A 19712-nucleotide genomic window follows, 5' to 3' on the forward strand; every position below is an offset into this window, starting at 1 on the left:
GTATGAGAGCAGTTGTGGTGAAGGAATATGGAGATGTGACGGGAATGTACCTAGAAGAGGTGGACAGGCCGGTTCCAGGTGCGGGGGAGGTACTCGTACGGGTGGTGAAGACGAGCGTCAATTTTGCCGACATCAAAGCGCGCCGCGGAGGGAAGGGAAACAAGGTTCCATTTATTCCGGGGCTTGATGCTGCGGGCATCGTGGAAGAGATCGGAGAAGGATGCAGGAGCGTATCCGTCGGTCAGCGGGTCATCTGTTTCCCGGATAACGGCTCGTATGCGGAATATGTCATCGTCCGCGAGGTTTTGGTGTTTCCAATACCTGATGAGATGAACATGACCGTTGCAGCCGCAAGCCCCGTCGTCTCCTTTCTGAGCCATCGCCTGCTGACGGATGTGGCCCGTATGGTGAAGGGGGAATCCGTCCTGATCCATGCAGCGGCAGGTGGGGTCGGAACCACTGCGGCACGCCTGGCGAAGCAGCTCGGTGCGGGTCTCGTGATCGGAACGGTAGGAAGCGAGGAAAAAGCAGGAATCGCCCGTGAAGCAGGAGTGGACGAGGTCATCCTCTACAAGGAAGAAGACTTTGCCCAACGGGTGAACGAGCTCACGAATGGAAACGGAGTCGATATCGTCCTGGATTCCATATCAGGTGAGGTCACGGAGCGAAGCCTCACCTGTCTCGCCCCCTACGGAAGGCTCGTTCACTTCGGCAACGCTGGAGGACCTCCCGGCATGATCCGGTCGGTCGATCTTCACTCAAGCTGCCGCTCCATACTGGGATTCAGCCTCGGTACCACCCGGAAAAAAAGACCGGAAACCCTGCAAGAAACGGCCGCTGCCGTGATCCCTATGCTTTCATCAGGCCGATTGACCGTGGATGTAGGTCATGAGTTCAGTTTGAGCGACATTCAAGAAGCGCACGTGCTCATGGAGAACAGGGGGAGTAAAGGGAAGATTGTCATTCTTGTTGGAGAGGAGTAATGACAATCATCTGTGGGATAGATAAACCACTTGCCTCATCATGAATCATTCCAAGTATTCCCTCAAATGGTCACATCCCCCCGGTTTTCAACCATTGTAATGAACTCGGCGCTGCGGGTGCGGAAGTCATCTGCTTTCCGGAACCCAAGCTTTTCATACACAGCAATGGCGCGTTTATTGAACGTCGCCACGGACAGTCTGATCGGCAAGGACGTATCCCTCCGGATCGCATTTAAAATGAAGGCAGTGAAGGTAGCGCCCGTTCCTTTCCCGGTGAATGTCGGATTCATGCCGAGTCCGAAATCGACATGATCGTCCGGATAGACACCAAACTCATGGCCGATGGGGACCTGGGCGGAAGAACCGGTACAGAAGAATCCGTATATTTGCCCCGACTCATCCAGGACCAGGCGATATTCACCGCCTGAAAGCTCCGCCACGGCTTCTTCCGACCTTTCATTTTCATAAAAGTCATAGGGTGGTTCATATTTCCACGCGAGGATTTCCTCCGCTGCTTCCCTGTTCAATTCTGTGATCGTCCAGTTCATTGATCTTGCTCCTCTCTATGTACAACAAGCCAGCGTTCGGCTTCTGTCACCATCCAATCCCCAAATTCGTTCAGGAATCGGATGACCTCTTCTGGATCACGCACCGGATTGATTGTATATTCCACAGCTTGCCTCATTTCCATTTCCTTCTCAGGGTAATGCGATGAGAATAGCTGATACGCAGGATACAGGTCGCGGGTGTAGGTTCTTTCTTCCTCAATCACAAAGGCCATTCCGCACCGGATGATCAGCTTCATGATCCACGTGCAGCAGTCCATCACATCGTCCGGGTCTTCATTTCCCTTCAGATCATTTACCGCAAGGACAATCTGGTCGGAAATGGATGCGATATGGTCACGGGCAAGCTCCGCATCTGGACGGAAGTCAGGGAGAACAGGCTGGAGGTTCTCGCCATAAAGGTGCACGCCATACACCTTGATCATAAACGAAATCAGGTGGAAGCGCCGGGGCTCGAAGAGTTCATTCAGCGTGCATACGGCAAACTCGACCCCGTTGATCAGCGGGTGTGAACCGGTGTCCAATGCTTGCAGGCGGGATTTGGTTACATCCGTCCACGGTTGATGGGTGACCACCAGCAGGTCGATGTCCGAAATCCCTTTCACCCCGAGCCCCCTCGGCAGTGATCCCCTCAGATACACGCTGTGAATCATATCCCCAAACCCGTCAGCGATTCGTTCCGTCAGTTCTTCCACCACAGGCCTGAAAGTGGGATGCACCCGTTCCAGACTCGACTCATTCACGAATACGCCGTTTTCATCCACCCGGCAGACCGAGCCAATCGATTGAAGTTTAATCAAAGATGTTTCCTCCTTTTTGTAATAAAATCTGTATTTGGAAAATGCTTCTGCTATTATTTTAATAGAAAAGAAGAGGAGGCGGGGGGAATTGGAGATAAAAACCATAGAAAATGCTTTGCGGATAGCGTGGTCCATCAAGTCCAGCTCGAAGTGGGTCGAGGAGAATCCGGCGAGAGGGCAGTGCGGGGTGACGGCTCTCGTCATCCATGATCATCTGGGAGGTGAAATCGCCAAAACCCCGATCGAAGGAAGTTGGCATTTTTACAATATGATAGACGGCGTCCGTCAAGATTTCACGGTTTCACAGTTTGATTGCATCCCCGACTACGAGGACCGACGATCCTCAAGAGACGAAGCATATGCCGATACAAATGAAGAGCAGTACATCTATCTTAATAAAGCGTTCCAACTGGAAATCAGCCGGTGAAGAAATGGATTGTAGTAAGTGGAATCGTCCTTCTTCTGGGATTGTTTTGCTACTTTCAAAATAATGCCCTTGTCACCACGAAGCTTGAAATAGAGTCTTCAAAAATCCCGAAATCATTCAATGGCTATCGGATCGTCCAGCTTTCCGATCTTCATGGAAAGTCATTCGGACCCAATCAGGACAGGTTGATACAAAAGGTGAAGGAATCTGAGCCTGATTTGATAGTATTCACAGGAGATCTTGTCGACGCAAAGCGATATGATCCAGGTCCCGGACTCACCCTCCTAAAGGAACTCTCCACCCTTGCACCGGTATACATCATTTCAGGAAATCACGAATGGTGGTCAGGCCGGTGGGAGGAACTGAGGGAGGAAGTGGGAGAAACAGGCGCCGTCCTCCTCGAGGATGATGCGGTCACCATCACGGAGAATGGGGAAGAAATCCGGCTCCTCTTTGTGGATGACCCTGCCGGTGGAGATGTGCCAGCTGCCCTTCAGTCAGTTGGAAAGGAAAAAGGGTTCAACATCCTTCTTTCTCATAGACCGGAGCTCTTCAATCTCTATAAAGAATACGGAATGGATCTTGTACTGAGCGGTCATGCCCACGGCGGCCAGGTCCGTCTGCCGTTCATCGGAGGAATGGTGGCTCCTGACCAAGGGATGTTTCCTGAATATACGGAGGGCCTCTATAAGGATGGAGACACAAGTATGGTCGTCAATCGAGGACTCGGCAACAGCATCATTCCACTCCGGATTTTCAATCGCCCCGAGGTAGTCGAGATCACGCTTTTGGCAAAATAAACGAAAGGGAGGGAATGGGATGAAGAATACACAGCATGAAAGAGACCTCTCGCAGGTCCCTGATCAATTCCAACAGCTGCTCACACGGAAAAAAGAAAAAGCAGCAAGAGAGCTCCACACCTATGTGAGCACATTAGTCAGCACGGACCTCATCAGGCTCGATGTCCTTTTCCGGGAACGCACGTCCATGGATTGGTCCCGGGACTGGTCCCGGAAAGATCCGCTGACCCTTTTGCCGCGAAGCGTAAGTGAAGATATGAAGAAGACCATTCTTAGCCTCGCTACCTTTCATCCAAACGGCTATTTTCGCGAACGGGCACTGAGAGCACATGAAGAATTGGATTCCATTCTCTCATTACCATTTTTACTCTTGCGCTGCATGGATTGGGTAAAGGAAGTCAGGGAAGTCGCGAACCATCTCGTCCGGTCAAAGATCAGACCGGAGCATGCCACTTCGTTCGTCGACCATTTGCCGATCCTGTTTAAATGGAGAGAATCAGAGCGGGCAGATAAGGGGTTGCTTGAGGTGATCTTCTCCATGCTCACGGAAGAAGGAGCCGCCCTTATTAAAGGGACGTCATCCAACCATCCGAGAATCCGCCATTTCAGCTACAGATCGATCCTTCAAGGGGGCCGGGCTACACAGTGCCAGCTCATAGAGTGGATGAAGAGGGAGTCAGAGCCGCATTCCAGGCTTCTGCTTTACCGTTCATTCACGCAAAACGTGACGGAGGATGCCTTCAAGGCTGCCTATCCCGTCTTGAAACACGACCGCTTTCCTCAAATCAGGGCGGATGTCTTAAGGCGCTATCATTCCATGCATCCAGAAGATGAGAATGAAGTCAGGAATGCCCTATTTGACCGGAGCGGTATGATCCGTTCCGTCGCCCGCTACCTTATGAAGGAAAACGGAGTCGCCGATCTTGCCGCTATTTACCGGGAGGCCATCCAGGCAGGAACCTCTCTTAGGGGAGCCATCCTGGGTCTGGGTGAAACAGGAGATGCGGGTGATGCAGAGAGGATCCTTCCTTTTCTGGAAAGAAGTGAGCCGGAAATCGTCAAGGCCTCGATCCGTTCACTTGGTTTCATCGGAGGCGGATGTTATCAGGAGGAGCTGATCGACCTGTTGGATCATGAGCATAGAGGGGTGGCAAAGGAAGCGAGAAGAGCGCTGCAATACACCGGGTATGATGCGTTCGAAGATAGGATTTACGGGGTGTATGCCGGGGCTTCCACTATTCATACGGCTTTGCAGTGTGCCGTTCTACTGGGGACCCTTCCAAAATGGAAGGGGATCCGCTACAGTATCGAAATGAGCGCATCAACTGAGCCGGCCATCCGGGAACTCGGTCGCCACCAGGTGGACAGATGGCTCAGGACCTTTAACAAAACCTTCACTGTCCCGACCTCTGACAAAAAGCATCGCATCAAGGAAGCCTTGCAAAGGCACGGTGATGCGTTACCCCCGGATGTTCAGCGTGAACTTGCTTTTTGTCTTAAATAGGATCGTCTTCCGCTGAAATAGGACATGATCCCGAAAAGTGTCACGACAGCAGAACTCCCGCCCATTACATAAACAGCTCCGAAGTCAGGTGGAAGGCCGGTCGCGAGCCACACTTCATAGGCGAAAAACGGGATCAGGAAAAGGCACGGGAGGCCAAATAAGAGCAGAACAAGATGCTTCCCGACTTCATGCCACGGTTTTGCTTCCACCCATGCAAACCCCCTGAAGAGCAACAAAACCGTGATGAATGACAGACAAGCTAGAATCATAGCCATAGGAGTCTCTCCTTTCAGGATGACATCCATTATACAAAAATAGTATAATGGAAATGAAATGTAAAAACACGATCCGGTTGGTAGTCCGGATGCACGCTTGGCGTGTCAGTAACCTTCCCCTCCTCGGGATGTCCATCATTTCAGTAAACAAAGAGGAGGGAATCGTTATGACCTTAACGATTTACCATGATGGTCAGTACTGGGTCGGCATAGTCGAAGTAGTGGAGAGAGGCAAGCTTAAGGCCTTCCGCCATGTATTCGGCACCGAACCGAAAGAGGAAGACATCCTGTTATTCATTCATGGAAGATTATCCAGGCTGCTGGACGAATCATCACAGCCCGGAGTTGGAGTGGCAGCTAAGAAGCGTGGACCTATCAATCCGAAACGCATGCAGCGCCTTGCCGCCAAAGAAATGAAAAAAGGAATTTCGACCAAAGCCCAGGAAGCCATGAAAGAAGCGCTTGAACACAAAAAAGTACAAGCGAAGATTGAGAATCGTATCGAACGGGATAGGATTCAACAGCTGAAATACGAGAAAAAGAAACAAAAAGCAAAAGCACGTCATCGCGGGAAGTAGAGCCGGAACCCCATGGATAGATCCGTGGGGTTTCTTTTTTTCTCTCCTGATGGGCGTCTCAACTACGCAATCAAGTAGGTAATTCCTTCAATCAGGTACGCTGTCAAACCGATCGCCGTCACCATCAAGGTGGAACTCCTGACCAACCTGATTGAAAGAGAATTTCCCATCAACGCATTTGTTGTCCGATGAAAAAGCAACATGATCATACCGAACAGGATCGAACCCACCCAACTGACGAAACCAAATGCAGTCGTAAACGATTGCCAGTCACGAAGAAAGAGATAAATCAGCATCAAATGAAGGATGCCAAGTGCCAAAGATAAAACGGTAACAAGTCTTTTTCCCATTGTTTCCAGTCATTCCTCCCTTGTGGTATACACATGGTCCTCGACCAAAATAGCCTCCTCTACGGGAACCCCCGCCACTGATTGGATCGCACTCCCCGTGGAAGCGAAAGTAGCTTCCCCGTCCTTTAATTGATACGTCGGGTTATCTTCTTCCTCACTACCGTCCAAGGAAAATGAGACTTCACCAAGTTTCTCATCGGCCCGAGCCTCGCCAAAGTCTTGATCAAGGAGGTAGTTGTGTCCGTTCCAACGGACAATATCGGCCCATTCCACTTTCGTTTGTACCTCTGAAGGGGACATGCTGCATCCCCCAGCCACCAGCATAACGGATAAAAGAAGAAGGAATCGCATTCAATCACTCCTTTTGGAAAAAAAATGATAAATCTACTGTACCACAAATCCTTCCTGTAAAGATAAAAAAGAAGACCTGTATCACACAGATCTTCCTCCATTTAATTCGCTTCAGCTTGACGATTCTTTTTCCCTGTCTGGAACCCGATGAGTCCCCAGGCAATAATCGCGAATAATAGTTTACTATCATAATGTTTTGTGAAGATCCCGACAATGTACCAGCTAAGTACACCGGCTATCAGCACACCCAGTAATCCTTTTGACATCTGTATTCTCCTAACTGTTTGGGAATTACTATTATTCTACCATAAAGTTCTTTGATATCCATAAACAGGTTGAAGAAGCGGTCTGGCTATTCAGGTTCACCACTCAAATGCTCATGAATGAGAAGCCAACGCTCCTCTTCTTTGACAAACGCATTCGTCGCTCTCCCGTGCCCCGTCACAAATGCCCCATCCACATAGCCTTCGTACGTGAATCGATAGACGCAAAGTGCCTCCTGCTCTCCTCGTTGTAGCCAGTTCACATCATTCGCCCCGTACACTTCATTCTTCACGACCGACCAAGCGTGTTCAAAGTAAGTCTGTATTTCTTCCATAGAAGAGCAGGTCCGGTTAGAAAAATAATAAACGGCATTGGGGTGGAGAAGTTTCTCGACCTCGCTGAAGCGATGGGTGTTCGTCGCGTCGATGTAACGGTCTAAGGTTTCTTCTGCCGGATGTACGTAATCGTTCTCCATTTCAGCTTGCTTCATGTTCGTTTCCTCCTTATGGGTTCAGTACGAAAAGCAAAATCTTTAGTGCAACTAATTTACCATAATAACCCTTAATTTACATCATTTATTATGTGGTGTGCTAGAATAAAAGAAATGAAATTCTAGGAGGATGCTATGATAGGAGAACTGATTGAAATCAGAGGGAAGAAGCTGTATGTGGAGACATTTGGAGAGAAAGAGCTTCCGGCTGTTTTATATCTTCACGGTGGACCTGGGGAAGGCAGCCATGACTTTTATTATCACCAAGCGAAGCGTCTGGGTGAACATGTTCGCCTTATCATCATCGATCAGCGGGGCGTATGCAGGTCTGAAGGAATCGAGGAGGGGGAAGCGTTCGGACTCCGTGACCTTGTGGAGGATTGTGAGGCACTGCGGGATTACTTCGGCATCGAACGGTGGTCGGTGATCGGCCATTCATTCGGGGGATTCCTCGCGCTCCTGTATGCGTCAGCCTATCCCGGGTCCATTGAGAAAATCATCTTTGAGGGGCCGACGTTCGATTTTGAGCTCACATCCCGGAGCCTGATCCGGAAAACGTCCTGCCTGCTGGAAAAGTACGGACAACGCGATCTCGCCGAACAGGGGAGGGAGCTTGCTGAAGCCGATGTATCCATCAGGGAACTGACGGAAGGATATATGGAGCTGAGTGATCACCTCGGGGAACACCGCATGGAAATCTATCGTTACAATCACGACAATCCCACCGATTACGAATCCTATCACTCTGAAGAAGAATGGGATGAATTTTATGACCGCTCTGAATTCCACTATGATCTCCTGCGTGAAGAAGGGGAAGTGTTCCGATCCCTCCTGCCCCTGCTGAGTACCGTGCCGAATCCCATGCTCCTTGCTCTAGGGAAATTCGACGCGACCACCTGCGAGAAGCAGATCAAAGCGTTCCAGCATGACGCTCCGAACGGTAGTGTCACCATCTTTGAGCATAGCGGTCATACGCCTCATTATGAGGAGCCGGATGCCTTCAAGGAGGAAGTGCTGCGCTTTATTAACGAAGAAACGGCTTAGAGAGAAGACCTTGCGCCCATTGATGCAGGGTCTTTTCTATGCCTGGACAAGTGGGATGACTCCGGAAGCAGGAATCTCTTCATACGAGTAGGTGCGAACAGACCCATTTTCCATGGTGAACCGGTGGTGGAATCCGCTCTTCTCTTTCAACATCCTTGAAAAGTAATGAGGAATCATGCTGCCGACACCGTGATTCCGGTCCATGAGAAGCCAATCAATCGTTTTCCAGTCGAGCAGCCCTTCAAGGGTCCTGATCGGGGTGGAGTAGGGAACGTCACTTGCAATCACGGCCGTGAAGAGATGCATTCCGCCCGTTATGCCATCATCCGTATTCCAGGAAACGGTCCCTTTATCCTGAATATGTTCCGGGGCAATGTGAAGGCCTGTTTCTTCAGCTATTTCGCGAAGGATGCATGCCGCCGGGGTTTCCCCGTCATTCATTTTGCCGCCGACTCCGTTCCATAGACCGAGTACCGGGGGTTTATCGCGATTGAGCATGAGGATTTCATCGTTTCGCTGGATGAAGCATAGCGTGTACTTATACATGGCGTTTCTCCTTTCGTAAGTCCCAGTCGATGGGCTGTTGATTGTCGTGAAGGACGAGAAGCGGGTACCCTCTTTCTTTGAAGAGCTTGAGGATATACGGTTTTGTTTCCTTTTCAAACAGGGCGTTCCATTTGAACATGTTCTTGAAGATCGTGAAGTCCGGCGTGTAGTGAGCGGATTCACGGCCCGTTTTCTGACGGAGGAAGCGGAAGGTGATCTGCTTCATCCTCTTATAGTAGGGGGTGTCGAGGAAGAGGATCACGTCTGCATTCCGGAAGCTTTCTTCTACCCAGGCAGTGCTGTGGACGCCTTCGATGATCCAGCTCTCCGCTTTCACAAGGTCGGCGAGGACGGCGTTGCGCTCTTCATCTGTGCGTCTTCGGTCTCCGCCCTGCCTCCGTTCCCACACCACATTGTCGAGTTCGTGAAAGGGGATACTGGTGGCGGTAGAGAGGGCGCGGGCCAATGTGGTTTTCCCGCTTCCGACGGAGCCGATGATATGGATTCGTTTTGGGATGGTTGGCATGGGGGCTCCGTCCTTTCAGTTGAGTCTACGATTTCCTGTATGGAACATTTTAGCATATAATGAAGGTGTGAAAATACTAGATTAGGAGACGGTGCATATGGGTTCTGAGTTGTGGAATGAAGTGGATCAGTATTTTGCCAGAAAGCTATTAGGTGATGATGAATTGGAACGGGTGCTTCAGGCGAACAGGGAAGCCGGCCTTCCCGAGATCGATGTGTCTCCCCTGCAAGGGAAGTTCCTCACCCTGATGGCCCAGATGAAGGGGGCAAAGCGGGTGCTTGAAATCGGTACCCTCGGCGGCTATAGTACGATCTGTCTAGCAAAGGGTGTCGGTGTGGACGGCAGGGTGACGACCCTTGAAGTGGACCAGGCCCATGCCTTGATTGCGGAAGGGAACATCCGGCGTGCGGGATTCCATGAGCAGGTGGAAGTCCTGGTCGGGAGTGCACTTGATACGCTGCCTAAGCTGAAGGAAGCGGGGCACGTCTTTGATCTTGTGTTCATCGACGCCGATAAAGAGAACAATCCGCGCTATCTGGAATGGGCCCTTGCCCTCACGACATCAGGATCCGTGATCATTGCCGATAACGTCGTACGGAATGGAGAGGTCGTAGATGCGGCTTCTACGGACGAGCGCGTCATCGGGATCCGGGAGTATATGGACCTTGCCCAGCGTGATCCCCGTATCGATTCCACTGCGATTCAGACGGTCGGCTCAAAAGGCTATGACGGCCTCGTAATCAGCGTGGTCAAGTAAACATCCCTGAAGGGCGGTCACAACCCGCCCTTTTTCCAATCCTTCTTCAGAAGGGAATAGATATAATGATCGTAGTAATTTCCCTGGAAGAAATGCTTCTCCCTGAAGATTCCCTCCCTTTCAAACCTCAAGCGTTCCAATAGCCGGCAGGATGCCTCATTTCCGATCGCGACAAACGCCTGGATCCGGTTTAGCCCCATATTACGGAAGCCGCTATTGATGGCGGCGTTCAAAGCTTCTTTCATATATCCTTTTCCCCACTCCCCGTGCCAGAGATCAAAGCCGATTTCAGCCACATGATTCACGACATCCCATTGGTCGAAGCCGCACGTTCCGATCGGGGTGGCGGTTTCTTTCTTTCGGATGATCCAACGGTTCCGTCCATAGTCTTCCGGATACTCATGCCAGTCGATCCACTCTTTTGCCTGATCGATCGAGGTGAAGGGCTCTTCATCATAGAGGTACCGGCAGACGAGGGGATCCTTGTAGAGTGCGAGAATGAATCTGGCATCGTCAGCTGTGGTGTTTACGAGTGTCAGCCGTTTGGTTTCAATGGTGGGGAATGCTTGTTTCATCCTGTTTCCTCTTTCATGAAAACCTCATTAATCTGCTCCCGATCATACTCTAGGATCCAAGGGGATGCCGAATGATAAAGTGGAAGGAGGGTATCTTTTTCAGCTGAAATAATATCGCAGCCGCGGTCGTCATAGAGATGGTAGATGAGGTGCTTGGTGATGTTGACGATGTAAATGTCGATCCCTATGTTCCAACGATTCTTCAGAATCCGTGTCGGATGATTAAAATCTTCATGACAGATTGCCATCAGGAGCGGCCGATAGCGGATGTCGCCTGCTTTGCATTGCAGGGAGAAGCGATGAGTCACCGTCTCATCCTCCTCATCAAACCTTCTGTCTAACCGTTCAACCCGCAGCTTCTTGCGTACGTCTTTATCCTTGATGTATTTGAGAAAGATGTTGGTCTTCGGTAGTGAAGAATCGGATAGACCAAGGAGATCTGTCACGAGGATCACATCATCGTCCTGCTCAAACACCGCCTTGAATAAGCTTGTCGTCCTTTCGCCCATCTGCTCAAGGTTGTCTTTGTCGAGGTGCTCACTTCCGGGCTTGGCGATTTCAAACCGCAGCCCCGTCGGCCATGAATAAAAGAGCGGTGGTTCGAGGGTGAGCCCAGGAAAGTGTTCGTGTAGATAGTTGTGTGTATTCATGATAAGGCTCCTTTCGTATCAACTATTCTACCATAGTGGAACATTTTGGATATGTTTTTGTCATAGTTTCAGCGGGTAAAGGTTACCTGTCAGTGCCTATCGCACATGAAAGTGCCTACTTCTATCTTTTGGGAAGATGGTACATACTGAAGTAGAAACGATTTTTGAAGGAGGAGTTCATTCATGGGTGCAAAATCCATTACACTAAATAACGGCGTACAAATGCCGGAAATCGGCTACGGCGTGTTCCGTGTCGAAGAAGGAAAAGACCTGGAGAAAGCAGTGGAAACCGCGATCCGCATCGGATACCGCAGCATTGATACGGCTGCGATCTATCAAAACGAGAAGAGCGTAGGGAAAGGTGTCCAAAACGCCATTGACGCCGGTCTCGTGACGAGGGAAGAGCTGTTCATCACATCCAAAGTGTGGAATGACGGTCTTTCATACGATGAAACGATCCAGGCATACGAAGATACATTGGAGAGACTCGGTCTTGAGTATCTTGACCTGTACCTCATCCACTGGCCAGGCCAAAACAAATACATGGAGCCTTGGAAAGCCCTTGAAGCCCTTTATAAAGAAGGTCGCATCAAATCAATCGGTGTGAGCAACTTCCAAGTATCCCATCTCGAGCATCTTCTTGAAACAGCAGAGGTGAAACCGGTCATCAACCAGATCGAATTCCATCCGAAACTTGTACAGGAAGACGTACGTGCATTCTGTGAAAAACATGATATCCAGGTGGAAGCATGGTCCCCGCTCATGAACGCCGAGCTATTGAACCATGAAACGGTGAACGAAATCGCCGAATCCCTTGGCAAATCAGCGGCACAGGTCATCCTTCGCTGGGATCTTCAACACGGCGTCGTGACCATTCCGAAATCCATGACAGAATCACGCATCAAGGAAAACATCGACATCTACGACTTCGAACTGACCGAAGAACAAGTCAAAACCCTGGACGCCCTCGATGAGCACAAACGCATCGGGCCGGATCCGGACCAGTTTGATTTTAAATAAACCTAACAACAAAGAACCGGATGCGATTGGGCATCCGGTTTTTTGCATGGATGGGAACCAGGATCTTAGCGTTCTTCCCACTGTTCTTTTGATAGTTCAAGAAGCGGGTGCTCCGTTTCCTTAGAGCACCCCTTCAAATAAAACCCTATTTCATCATTCGGTGTTTCCCTTTGCTCCAATTCAGTGCAGGTGTCCGTTGTAACCCCTATATCTTCACCGCCAAATTTATCATGGGAGTCATCATAGGAAAATCCGAATTTACTTCCGTCATACTCCACATCATGAAAAATCGGATCTCCTTCCTTGGTATATCCTGTTATCCTCAGTGTAGCTTCATTCTTATCCTGCACATTCTTCACAAACTCTATGAAGGGTCCCGGATTTTCTACCCCGTTCTGGACTACGACATCACCACGTTTGATTGCTTCATCGGAGTTGTAGGCTCCGTTTGAGCAGGCCGTGGTTAGAAACAAGCAGACCACCAACAAACCCCTTCATTTTTTCATCCTCCCATTTCTATCACCATTTTTAGAAATATATGTTAAAATCAGTATAACAAATCGAAAGGCGTGATCCACATGAAATTCCAAACACTTGCAACCAACCTGATAGAGGCACGTCACGGGTAAAAACCAACACCATGCCCGTGATGAATCAACACTTACGGAGGGCATATATGTTAAATAGTACTGGGTTTGATCTATGGGCGGACCAATACGATGAAACGGTAAAAAAGAGTGAGGAAAGCAACCAGTACCCGTTTGCGGGGTACAGGGAAATTTTGAATGTGATTTATAAGGAAGCGATGGGGAAGGACAATGCTGAAATCCTCGACATCGGCTTTGGGACCGCGGTTCTCACAAGCAGGCTTTACGATCATGGTCACACGATCACCGGAATCGACTTTTCCAGGGAAATGATGGCGAAAGCCCGTGAGAAGATGCCGGCTGCGGAATTGATACAAGCGGACTTGCAGGAAGGGCTCCCTTCTGTCATCAAGCAGTCATCCTATGACGTCATCATCAGCACCTACACGCTCCACCACCTTACGGATAAAAAGAAGACAGCGCTGATCAAGGAGTTGATGGGTCTGTTAAAGACCGGGGGCAAACTCCTGATCGGAGACATTTCGTTTCAAACGAGGGAAGACCTTGAGGCGTGTCGGAAGGACAATCGGGGACGTTGGGATGATGACGAGTTTTATTTTATAAGGAACGAATTAGAGTCGCATGTCAATGGTTTGACCTATCAGCAAATTTCACATTGCGGGGGCGTGTACAAGATTCAGCGATAAGAACGGAAGGCTGCCCGATTGGACAGCCTTCTTTTTTATATCGTGGATGGGAAGATGGTACCAGTCCTTCGAATCTTTGATGTCAAAAGCCAGCTCATCCATGTGATAAGAAAGAGATTCAGTACAAGAACTATGATACTCCCTTCCAGTTTAGCAATACCGCCAGACTGAAGCGGGCTGCCACTGACAGTCCAGTTCCAGAGGGAAGGATAATCTTCAGCAAGTGATACGGTACCCGTGACCAGGCCTCCTACCGCATTCCATATGAAGTGAGCAATGATAGGAGCAAGAAGATTTCCCGTATAAAGAAGTAGAAGGGAAACAAATATGCTCATGGTCACAATATTGATGACAGGGATGATTCCAGCTTCAAAAGCGCCCCCGTGCATACCGGTGAACAGTAGGGTAGTGATGGCAATGGCGACTGGGGTATTCCCGTTTTTCCTGATGAGCTGGAAGAGGTACCCCCTGACGAACCATTCCTGCATGATGACGTTCACTAACACTGCAAGGAGCCAAACGGAGAATAGTGGGATAGACTTCATGGACCCAGTTCGGAGGTTGTCCCCAATTCCCCATGCTAACAGGGCCACACCAATCCAGATTATCCCCAGGGACAAGCCCAGTCCGACGTCTCTGGCCGGAGAGCGGAAGAGATTAATGCGTAGCTTCTTTTTTTCCACCAATACAAGCATGACCATGCTCGCTAACAATGTGGCAAACAATGGTGTGAGTTCCCACCAAAGCCTCAATGTAGCATCGTATTCGCGTATGTAGGGTGGTTCTTCTACACCAGGTATGGAGCAAATCAATATGCCAACTACCCATAAACTGAAGAACAAAAGGGTTTTTAAAAAGGTGAAGAAAAATCGTCTCAAGTGAATTCACTCCTGTATTTATTATGTCACAATAATAGTATACGCTTTGAAACCAAGAGTGAAAAAAAAATTTCCTTATATTCTAATTATACCCTCTGAAATGATTGCACCAGTCCCTCCAACAAGCACCCGGGGCTTCGCAGGATCAGTCAGCCGCGTTGTAATGACCGATGGCCGTTGGAGGCTTTCACCCTGTAAACACCGGAACTCTTCGTCAAACTCCGTCAACACCCCATAGTAATAAAGATAGTATGTCATCGCGCCACTCGCCGTCCCGGTGGCGGATTCTTCGTCAATTCCGTAAAGGGGGCTGAAATTCCGGCTGCAGGCAAGGGCGTCCGTTGTATCCAGTGTGAACGCGTGAATGCCTTCCAAGCCATGCTTTTTTTGATAAGCTGCCAAAGCCTTCATGTCCGGTTTGATGGCGTCGAGTGCGTGCCTGCTTGTGATCGGAACCATGAGATCCATCAGGCCGGTGCTCACGGCACGAGGCGGCAGGGATCCTCCTATGTAGGACGCTTCGATTCCAAGGAGCCCAGCCAGTTCCACCACATCTTCACAGAGATCCCCGAGCCTTGGTGGTGCCTGTTCCATCATGATGCGGCCGTTCGTTAAATGGACGGTGATGTCGCCCGCTCCGGTTTTCATGATGTACGAGCGGCCGTCTGCCACCAATTCCTTATCCAAAAGGACGGTGAACACAGCGATGGTGGCGTGCCCGCATAGGTCCACTTCAGCATTCGGCGTGAAGAACCGCACGTGGAATGAAGAATCACTCATCCTTTCCACAAAAGCGGTCTCCGAATTTCCGAGTTCACGGGCAAATAGCTGCATGAAAGACTCGTCCATGGCGTCCACCAGGACGACCCCGGCAGGATTCCCGCCGAACGGAACATCGGTAAAGGCATCCACAATAAAAAACTTCATCATTTTCCTCCTCAGACATTTTTCCTTATTGTATCAAATTTTTGAAACCTTCCTGTCCCGTCAGCGTAAATATAGGTGGAAACATGCAGTTCAAGGCAGGAAAACAGGCCTTCATGGCGAATGAAGAAACATACCCATTTACCAGGAGGATCAAAACATGATCAATCAAATCGGTCAAATCATGCTTTATGTGAACAATCAGGATCAGGCGAAGGCATTCTGGAGTGAGAAAGCAGGCTTCCACATCAAGTCGGAAGAGGATAACGGTCATATGCGCTGGGTGGAGATTGCACCGACAGCCGAGGCCGAGACGACGATGATCCTTCATGATAAGGAGCTCATCGCCAAGATGTCACCGGAGCTCAACCTCGGAACGCCTTCGATCATGTTTTTCAGCGACCGATTTGACGAATTGTATGAGAAGCTTTCCTCAGGTGGCGTAACCGTCGGGGAAATCGTCCAGATGGGTCCGCAGCGTGTGTTCAATTTCGCTGATGATGAAGACAATTATTTTGCCGTTATGGATCATAAACAATAGAGAAGATGACAGGTTTTCAGACATGAGCTGAGGGCCTGTTTTTATGAAGGAGGAACGAGTATGGAGCGCGTCATATTCCTGGATGCAGGGGGCGTTTTATTCGATACAGTCAAAAAAGGGGATGACCGGGTTCATCACATTCTTGCAGAACGGGGATTCGAGCGGCAGGATGTGCAGGCGGCGATCGGGAAGGCGAAAATGCTGGAGCTTCCGTTCATCACGAACTGGGAAGAAGAGGAGCGCTATTTCAAACGCTACTACGAGGTCATTGCTGAAGAAATGGGGGCGGGCGAGCTCGCACCTGAACTCTTTTACTTCTGCCACTATGCCCGCCACTGCGAGATGTTCATGGAAGTGAAGGCGGTGCTTGAGAAGCTGAAAGCAAAGCATTATCGACTCGCGGTCATCTCAAACGCCGTGCCTAGCATGGACTGGGTATTCGACCAGCTCGGATTGCGGAAATATTTCGAGCGGATCATCCTTTCTGCCACTGTGAATAAGGTCAAGCCGAGCGAAGCGATCTACCGCTACGCATTGGAGGAAATGAACGTCCGTCCCGAAGATGCCGTCTTCGTCGATGACCTTATCGAGAATATTCAGGGGGCCGAGCGGATCGGCATGAAGGCCCTGCATCTTCGGCGGAAGAAGCAGGATCTATGGGAGCTCCTGAAGGAAGAAGGGTTGATATGAAGGGACCCATCGCCACGGGTAAAACGGCGGAGATCTATCTGAATGATGCAGGATATGCGGTCAAGGTGTACAAGGAAGGCTTCCCTGGGGACGAAGCCCTGAAGGAAGCCGAAAAGCAGCGTTACATCCATTCCCTCGGCATCCCTGTGCCCGAGATCCTTGAACTCACGACCTTCAATGGAAGACAGGCCCTGGTCATGGAATACATAGAGGGGGACACCCTCGGGGATCTCGCCATGAAGAACCGAACCCTTCTGGAGGACTATCTTGCCGTGTCAGTGGAGATCCAGATGATGATCCATGAGAAAGAAGCGCCGGGACTTGAACCCATGAGAGATAAACTGACCAGGCAGATCGATGACGTCCCATCATTACCTTCAGAAGAGAAGATGGGCCTGTTGAAACAGGTAGATCAATTGTCGGGAACCAAGCTATGTCACGGTGACTTACATCTTTTTAACCTAGTGAAAACAAGGGACGGGATCCGGGTCCTTGATTGGGTCGATGCTAGTTCGGGGGACATCCGCGCAGATGTGTTTCGCACCTATCTCTTGTATGTCGGTGTCGATCAGGAACTCGCCGGGCAGTACCTTGCACTATACTGCGAGAAGAGCGGGGTGGACCGAGATGAGGTGCTTCAGTGGCAAGCGGTGATTGCAGGGGCTAGGCTGTCGGAGAACGTTCCGGGTGAGGATGCGGAGCGGCTTCGGAAGATTGTACGGCAAGGAGTAAATGGGAGGAGAGACGAATGAAAACAATCGGCTTACTTGGCGGAATGAGCTGGGAGTCCTCCAGTGAATATTACCGCCTCATCAACCAAGGCATCAATCGAAAGCTCGGTGGCCACCATTCGGCGAAAAGCATCATGGTGTCGGTGGATTTTGAAGAGGTCAAGCAATATCAGCATCATGGTGAGTGGGACAAGGCAACAGGGCTAATGATCGAGGGAGCACAGCAGATTGAACGCGGTGGCGCTGATTTCCTCCTGATCTGCACGAATACGATGCACAAAATGGCCGATGACGTTCAGAAATCAATCAATATTCCGCTCATCCATATCGCCGATGCCACTGCCCAAACCATCAAGGATGCAGGGCTGACGAAAATCGGTCTTCTTGGCACGGCGTTTACGATGGAAGAAGAATTCTACAAAGGCCGCCTTTCATCCCGCCACGGCCTTGAAGTCGTTGTGCCAGACCAAGAGGATCGCCAGCTTGTGCACGACATTATATATCGGGAACTTTGCCTCGGGAAAATAGTAGCGGCATCCAAAAGGGTCTATCAGCAGGTCATCGAGAAGTTGATCGATAAGGGATGCCAAGGGGTGATCCTTGGCTGTACGGAGATTTCCCTATTGATCAAACAGGGGGATGTGGCTGTACCATTATTCGATACAACGGCATTACACGCTGAAGCAGCCGTCACGTATGCCTTGGTAGATGAAGCGAAGAAAATCGGGTGAAACACATAAAAACCCTCTGCACCTGCAGAGGGTTCTTATCATTATTTCGTTGAACGTTTCAACACGCTCTTGAAGTGAGTGAACGTATCGAAGCTTGCTTTCCCGTGATAGGCGCCCATTCCGCTATCGCCTACGCCTCCGAATGGAAGGTAGTGGGACGTCATGTGGTTGATCGTATCATTGATGGATCCACCACCGAAGGAAATCGTGCTCAGGATCTCATCCTGTACGGCTTCGTCATCAGAGAATAGATAAAGAGCAAGTGGTTTCGGACGTTTCACGATCGGTTCGATGATTTCGTCCAGGCTGTCATACGTCATGACAGGCAGGATCGGTCCGAAGATTTCATCCTGCATCACGGAGTCATCCCATGAGATGTTATCAAGGATGGTCGGCTCGATGATCAGATTGTCACGGTCATGTTTTCCGCCGGTCACGATGCTTCCGTTATCGAGGAAGCCGACAAGGCGGTCGAAGTGGCGCTCGCTCACTACATGCCCGAAGTTCGGGTTCTCGACGATGTTTTCACCATAAGAAGCCGTGATGACTTCTTTGAATTTGCTCATGAGTTCATCTTTTACGCTGCTGTGGACAAGAAGATAATCCGGTGCCACACAGGTTTGGCCGGCATTGGCAAATTTACCGCGTGCAATGCGCTGAGCTGCTTCATCAAGGTTGGCATCTTCGTGAACGATCGTCGGACTTTTACCGCCCAGTTCAAGTGTAGTCGGAGTCAGGTGCTTCGCTGCCGCTTCAGCCACGATTTTACCGACGCCGGTGCTGCCTGTGAAGAAGATGTAATCAAAGTCTTCTTTCAATAGGGCCGTGCTGGTTTCAACTTCGCCTTCCACAACATGAAGATACTCTTCAGGGAAGTTGTCGTTGATCAATGTAGAGAGAAGGGCAGATGTTTTCGGTGTAAGCTCGGAAGGCTTCAATACGGCCGTATTCCCACCGGCAATGGCGCCAACAAGCGGTGTCACAGCAAGCTGGAATGGATAGTTCCAAGGTGCGATGACAAGTGCAGAACCATAAGGCTCAGGCTGGATGAAGCTTTTTGCTCCTTCGTGGGAAGCAGGTGTCGGCACTTCTTTTGTTGCTGCCCACTCTTCAAGATTCTCCACCATGAAGTCGATCTCACCGATCACGAGGCCGACCTCGGCACGTTTTGCTTCAAGCTCGGATTTATTCAGATCCTGTTTCACAGCATCCAGGATATCCTGCTCGTGCTTCTGAACAAGTGATTTCAATGTATTTAATGTGTTAATACGGAAAGCAACACTTTTGGTTTCTCCCGTACGGAAATACGTACGTTGTTTTGATAAAAGATCTTGGTAGTTTTCCAACATGAACACTCCTTTGATTTGGCTACTCTATTGCTTTTCCCGTTTGGGACAAAAATAATCATGGGAACTAT

At 49.9% G+C, this 19712-nt stretch carries 28 protein-coding genes; 13 read left to right on the forward strand and 15 right to left on the reverse strand.

What is annotated here, in order from left to right; translation table 11 throughout:
* Positions 1–2 precede the first annotated feature (2 nt).
* Positions 3–983: a quinone oxidoreductase family protein gene (locus D5E69_RS05765; RefSeq protein ID WP_148796028.1), complete on the forward strand. Its 981-nt coding sequence runs from the start codon at positions 3–5 to the stop codon at positions 981–983.
* A 62-nt stretch (positions 984–1045) separates the two neighbouring features.
* Here the strand turns inward: D5E69_RS05765 and D5E69_RS05770 are convergent, their stop codons facing one another.
* Complete coding sequence (locus D5E69_RS05770) at positions 1046–1531, reverse strand: GNAT family N-acetyltransferase (protein WP_148796026.1); 486 nt, start codon at positions 1529–1531, stop codon at positions 1046–1048.
* On the reverse strand, positions 1528–2349 hold the full coding sequence (locus D5E69_RS05775; protein WP_159129398.1) for a nucleotidyltransferase domain-containing protein: 822 nt from the start codon (positions 2347–2349) through the stop codon (positions 1528–1530). Before D5E69_RS05775 ends, D5E69_RS05770 begins: the two co-directional genes overlap by 4 nt.
* Positions 2350–2437: 88 nt before the next feature.
* Here D5E69_RS05775 and D5E69_RS05780 point away from each other — a divergent pair, with 88 nt between their 5' ends.
* Genes D5E69_RS05780 through D5E69_RS05790 form a run of 3 tightly spaced genes read left to right on the forward strand, consistent with a single transcriptional unit; the run spans position 2438 to position 5080 of the window.
* On the forward strand, positions 2438–2776 hold the full coding sequence (locus tag D5E69_RS05780; RefSeq protein ID WP_048013650.1) for a YunG family protein: 339 nt from the start codon (positions 2438–2440) through the stop codon (positions 2774–2776).
* Entirely contained in the window at positions 2773–3576 is an 804-nt protein-coding gene (locus D5E69_RS05785; protein ID WP_159129399.1) for a metallophosphoesterase, read from the forward strand. Before D5E69_RS05780 ends, D5E69_RS05785 begins: the two co-directional genes overlap by 4 nt.
* A gap of 19 nt (positions 3577–3595) precedes the next feature.
* Positions 3596–5080, forward strand: coding sequence for a HEAT repeat domain-containing protein (locus D5E69_RS05790; RefSeq protein ID WP_159129400.1), 1485 nt, complete (start codon positions 3596–3598; stop codon positions 5078–5080).
* Here the strand turns inward: D5E69_RS05790 and D5E69_RS05795 are convergent.
* Positions 5050–5355, reverse strand: coding sequence for a hypothetical protein (locus tag D5E69_RS05795; RefSeq protein WP_048005248.1), 306 nt, complete (start codon positions 5353–5355; stop codon positions 5050–5052). The two genes, D5E69_RS05790 and D5E69_RS05795, sit on opposite strands and share 31 nt — an antisense overlap.
* A gap of 167 nt (positions 5356–5522) precedes the next feature.
* Here D5E69_RS05795 and D5E69_RS05800 point away from each other — a divergent pair, with 167 nt between their 5' ends.
* Positions 5523–5933 carry a YjdF family protein gene (locus tag D5E69_RS05800; protein ID WP_159129401.1) on the forward strand — a complete coding sequence of 137 codons (411 nt, stop codon included), beginning with the start codon at positions 5523–5525 and terminating at the stop codon, positions 5931–5933.
* Between the two features lie 62 nt (positions 5934–5995).
* Here the strand turns inward: D5E69_RS05800 and D5E69_RS05805 are convergent, their stop codons facing one another.
* The 4 genes from D5E69_RS05805 to D5E69_RS05820 all read right to left on the reverse strand — a co-directional run bounded on the left by D5E69_RS05805 (position 5996) and on the right by D5E69_RS05820 (position 7388).
* Positions 5996–6253, reverse strand: a complete 258-nt coding sequence (locus D5E69_RS05805) for a hypothetical protein (RefSeq protein ID WP_159129402.1) — start codon at positions 6251–6253, stop codon at positions 5996–5998.
* Positions 6254–6292: 39 nt separating this feature from the next.
* The gene (locus D5E69_RS05810; RefSeq protein ID WP_159129403.1) at positions 6293–6634 is read right to left on the reverse strand and encodes a hypothetical protein; all 342 of its coding nucleotides are present in this window, start codon (positions 6632–6634) and stop codon (positions 6293–6295) included.
* A gap of 101 nt (positions 6635–6735) precedes the next feature.
* Positions 6736–6900 carry a hypothetical protein gene (locus tag D5E69_RS05815; RefSeq protein ID WP_159129404.1) on the reverse strand — a complete coding sequence of 55 codons (165 nt, stop codon included), beginning with the start codon at positions 6898–6900 and terminating at the stop codon, positions 6736–6738.
* A gap of 86 nt (positions 6901–6986) precedes the next feature.
* Positions 6987–7388 (reverse strand): YybH family protein, encoded by a 402-nt coding sequence (locus D5E69_RS05820; RefSeq protein WP_249931569.1) that lies wholly within the window; start codon positions 7386–7388, stop codon positions 6987–6989.
* A 135-nt stretch (positions 7389–7523) separates the two neighbouring features.
* On the opposite strand from D5E69_RS05820, the gene D5E69_RS05825 reads away from it, so the two are divergent.
* Positions 7524–8432: an alpha/beta fold hydrolase gene (locus D5E69_RS05825; protein WP_159129405.1), complete on the forward strand. Its 909-nt coding sequence runs from the start codon at positions 7524–7526 to the stop codon at positions 8430–8432.
* A 36-nt stretch (positions 8433–8468) separates the two neighbouring features.
* Here D5E69_RS05825 and D5E69_RS05830 read toward each other — a convergent pair whose 3' ends face one another.
* Together D5E69_RS05830 and D5E69_RS05835 are read right to left on the reverse strand one after the other, a co-directional pair.
* Positions 8469–8978 carry an NUDIX hydrolase gene (locus D5E69_RS05830; RefSeq protein WP_159129406.1) on the reverse strand — a complete coding sequence of 170 codons (510 nt, stop codon included), beginning with the start codon at positions 8976–8978 and terminating at the stop codon, positions 8469–8471.
* Complete coding sequence (locus tag D5E69_RS05835; RefSeq protein WP_159129407.1) at positions 8971–9504, reverse strand: P-loop NTPase family protein; 534 nt, start codon at positions 9502–9504, stop codon at positions 8971–8973. Before D5E69_RS05835 ends, D5E69_RS05830 begins: the two co-directional genes overlap by 8 nt.
* Before the next feature lie 97 nt (positions 9505–9601).
* Between D5E69_RS05835 and D5E69_RS05840 the strand changes: the two genes are divergently transcribed.
* Entirely contained in the window at positions 9602–10261 is a 660-nt protein-coding gene (locus D5E69_RS05840; protein ID WP_079515139.1) for an O-methyltransferase, read from the forward strand.
* A gap of 17 nt (positions 10262–10278) precedes the next feature.
* Here D5E69_RS05840 and D5E69_RS05845 read toward each other — a convergent pair whose 3' ends face one another.
* Together D5E69_RS05845 and D5E69_RS05850 are read right to left on the reverse strand one after the other, a co-directional pair.
* The gene (locus D5E69_RS05845; RefSeq protein ID WP_159129408.1) at positions 10279–10836 is read right to left on the reverse strand and encodes a GNAT family N-acetyltransferase; all 558 of its coding nucleotides are present in this window, start codon (positions 10834–10836) and stop codon (positions 10279–10281) included.
* Entirely contained in the window at positions 10833–11486 is a 654-nt protein-coding gene (locus D5E69_RS05850; RefSeq protein ID WP_048005239.1) for a DUF3885 domain-containing protein, read from the reverse strand. The genes D5E69_RS05845 and D5E69_RS05850 overlap by 4 nt, the downstream gene beginning before the upstream one ends.
* Positions 11487–11669: 183 nt before the next feature.
* Here D5E69_RS05850 and D5E69_RS05855 point away from each other — a divergent pair, with 183 nt between their 5' ends.
* Entirely contained in the window at positions 11670–12506 is an 837-nt protein-coding gene (locus D5E69_RS05855; protein ID WP_159129409.1) for an aldo/keto reductase, read from the forward strand.
* 65 nt (positions 12507–12571) lie between these two features.
* Here the strand turns inward: D5E69_RS05855 and D5E69_RS05860 are convergent, their stop codons facing one another.
* A complete protein-coding gene (locus D5E69_RS05860) occupies positions 12572–12979 on the reverse strand; it encodes a DUF4362 domain-containing protein (RefSeq protein ID WP_159129410.1) in 408 nt (135 codons plus the stop codon).
* A 203-nt stretch (positions 12980–13182) separates the two neighbouring features.
* Here D5E69_RS05860 and D5E69_RS05865 point away from each other — a divergent pair, with 203 nt between their 5' ends.
* A complete protein-coding gene (locus D5E69_RS05865) occupies positions 13183–13800 on the forward strand; it encodes a class I SAM-dependent methyltransferase (protein WP_048015066.1) in 618 nt (205 codons plus the stop codon).
* Positions 13801–13835: 35 nt separating this feature from the next.
* On the opposite strand, the gene D5E69_RS05870 is transcribed toward D5E69_RS05865, so the two are convergent.
* Together D5E69_RS05870 and D5E69_RS05875 are read right to left on the reverse strand one after the other, a co-directional pair.
* The gene (locus tag D5E69_RS05870; RefSeq protein WP_159129411.1) at positions 13836–14678 is read right to left on the reverse strand and encodes a CPBP family intramembrane glutamic endopeptidase; all 843 of its coding nucleotides are present in this window, start codon (positions 14676–14678) and stop codon (positions 13836–13838) included.
* Between the two features lie 75 nt (positions 14679–14753).
* Positions 14754–15608, reverse strand: coding sequence for a PhzF family phenazine biosynthesis protein (locus tag D5E69_RS05875; protein WP_249931570.1), 855 nt, complete (start codon positions 15606–15608; stop codon positions 14754–14756).
* A gap of 154 nt (positions 15609–15762) precedes the next feature.
* Here D5E69_RS05875 and D5E69_RS05880 point away from each other — a divergent pair, with 154 nt between their 5' ends.
* The 4 genes from D5E69_RS05880 to D5E69_RS05895 are packed head-to-tail and all read left to right on the forward strand — an operon-like array spanning position 15763 to position 18295.
* A complete protein-coding gene (locus D5E69_RS05880) occupies positions 15763–16143 on the forward strand; it encodes a VOC family protein (protein ID WP_159129412.1) in 381 nt (126 codons plus the stop codon).
* Between the two features lie 60 nt (positions 16144–16203).
* A complete protein-coding gene (locus tag D5E69_RS05885) occupies positions 16204–16833 on the forward strand; it encodes an HAD family hydrolase (RefSeq protein WP_048005233.1) in 630 nt (209 codons plus the stop codon).
* Entirely contained in the window at positions 16830–17585 is a 756-nt protein-coding gene (locus D5E69_RS05890; RefSeq protein WP_249931571.1) for a phosphotransferase family protein, read from the forward strand. The genes D5E69_RS05885 and D5E69_RS05890 overlap by 4 nt, the downstream gene beginning before the upstream one ends.
* Complete coding sequence (locus D5E69_RS05895; RefSeq protein ID WP_048015069.1) at positions 17582–18295, forward strand: aspartate/glutamate racemase family protein; 714 nt, start codon at positions 17582–17584, stop codon at positions 18293–18295. The genes D5E69_RS05890 and D5E69_RS05895 overlap by 4 nt, the downstream gene beginning before the upstream one ends.
* A gap of 41 nt (positions 18296–18336) precedes the next feature.
* Here the strand turns inward: D5E69_RS05895 and D5E69_RS05900 are convergent, their stop codons facing one another.
* Complete coding sequence (locus D5E69_RS05900; protein WP_249931572.1) at positions 18337–19644, reverse strand: aldehyde dehydrogenase; 1308 nt, start codon at positions 19642–19644, stop codon at positions 18337–18339.
* Positions 19645–19712 lie beyond the last annotated feature (68 nt).

The organism is Rossellomorea marisflavi (genome assembly GCF_009806575.1).
GTDB classification, from domain to species: Bacteria; Bacillota; Bacilli; order Bacillales; family Bacillaceae_B; genus Rossellomorea; species Rossellomorea marisflavi_A.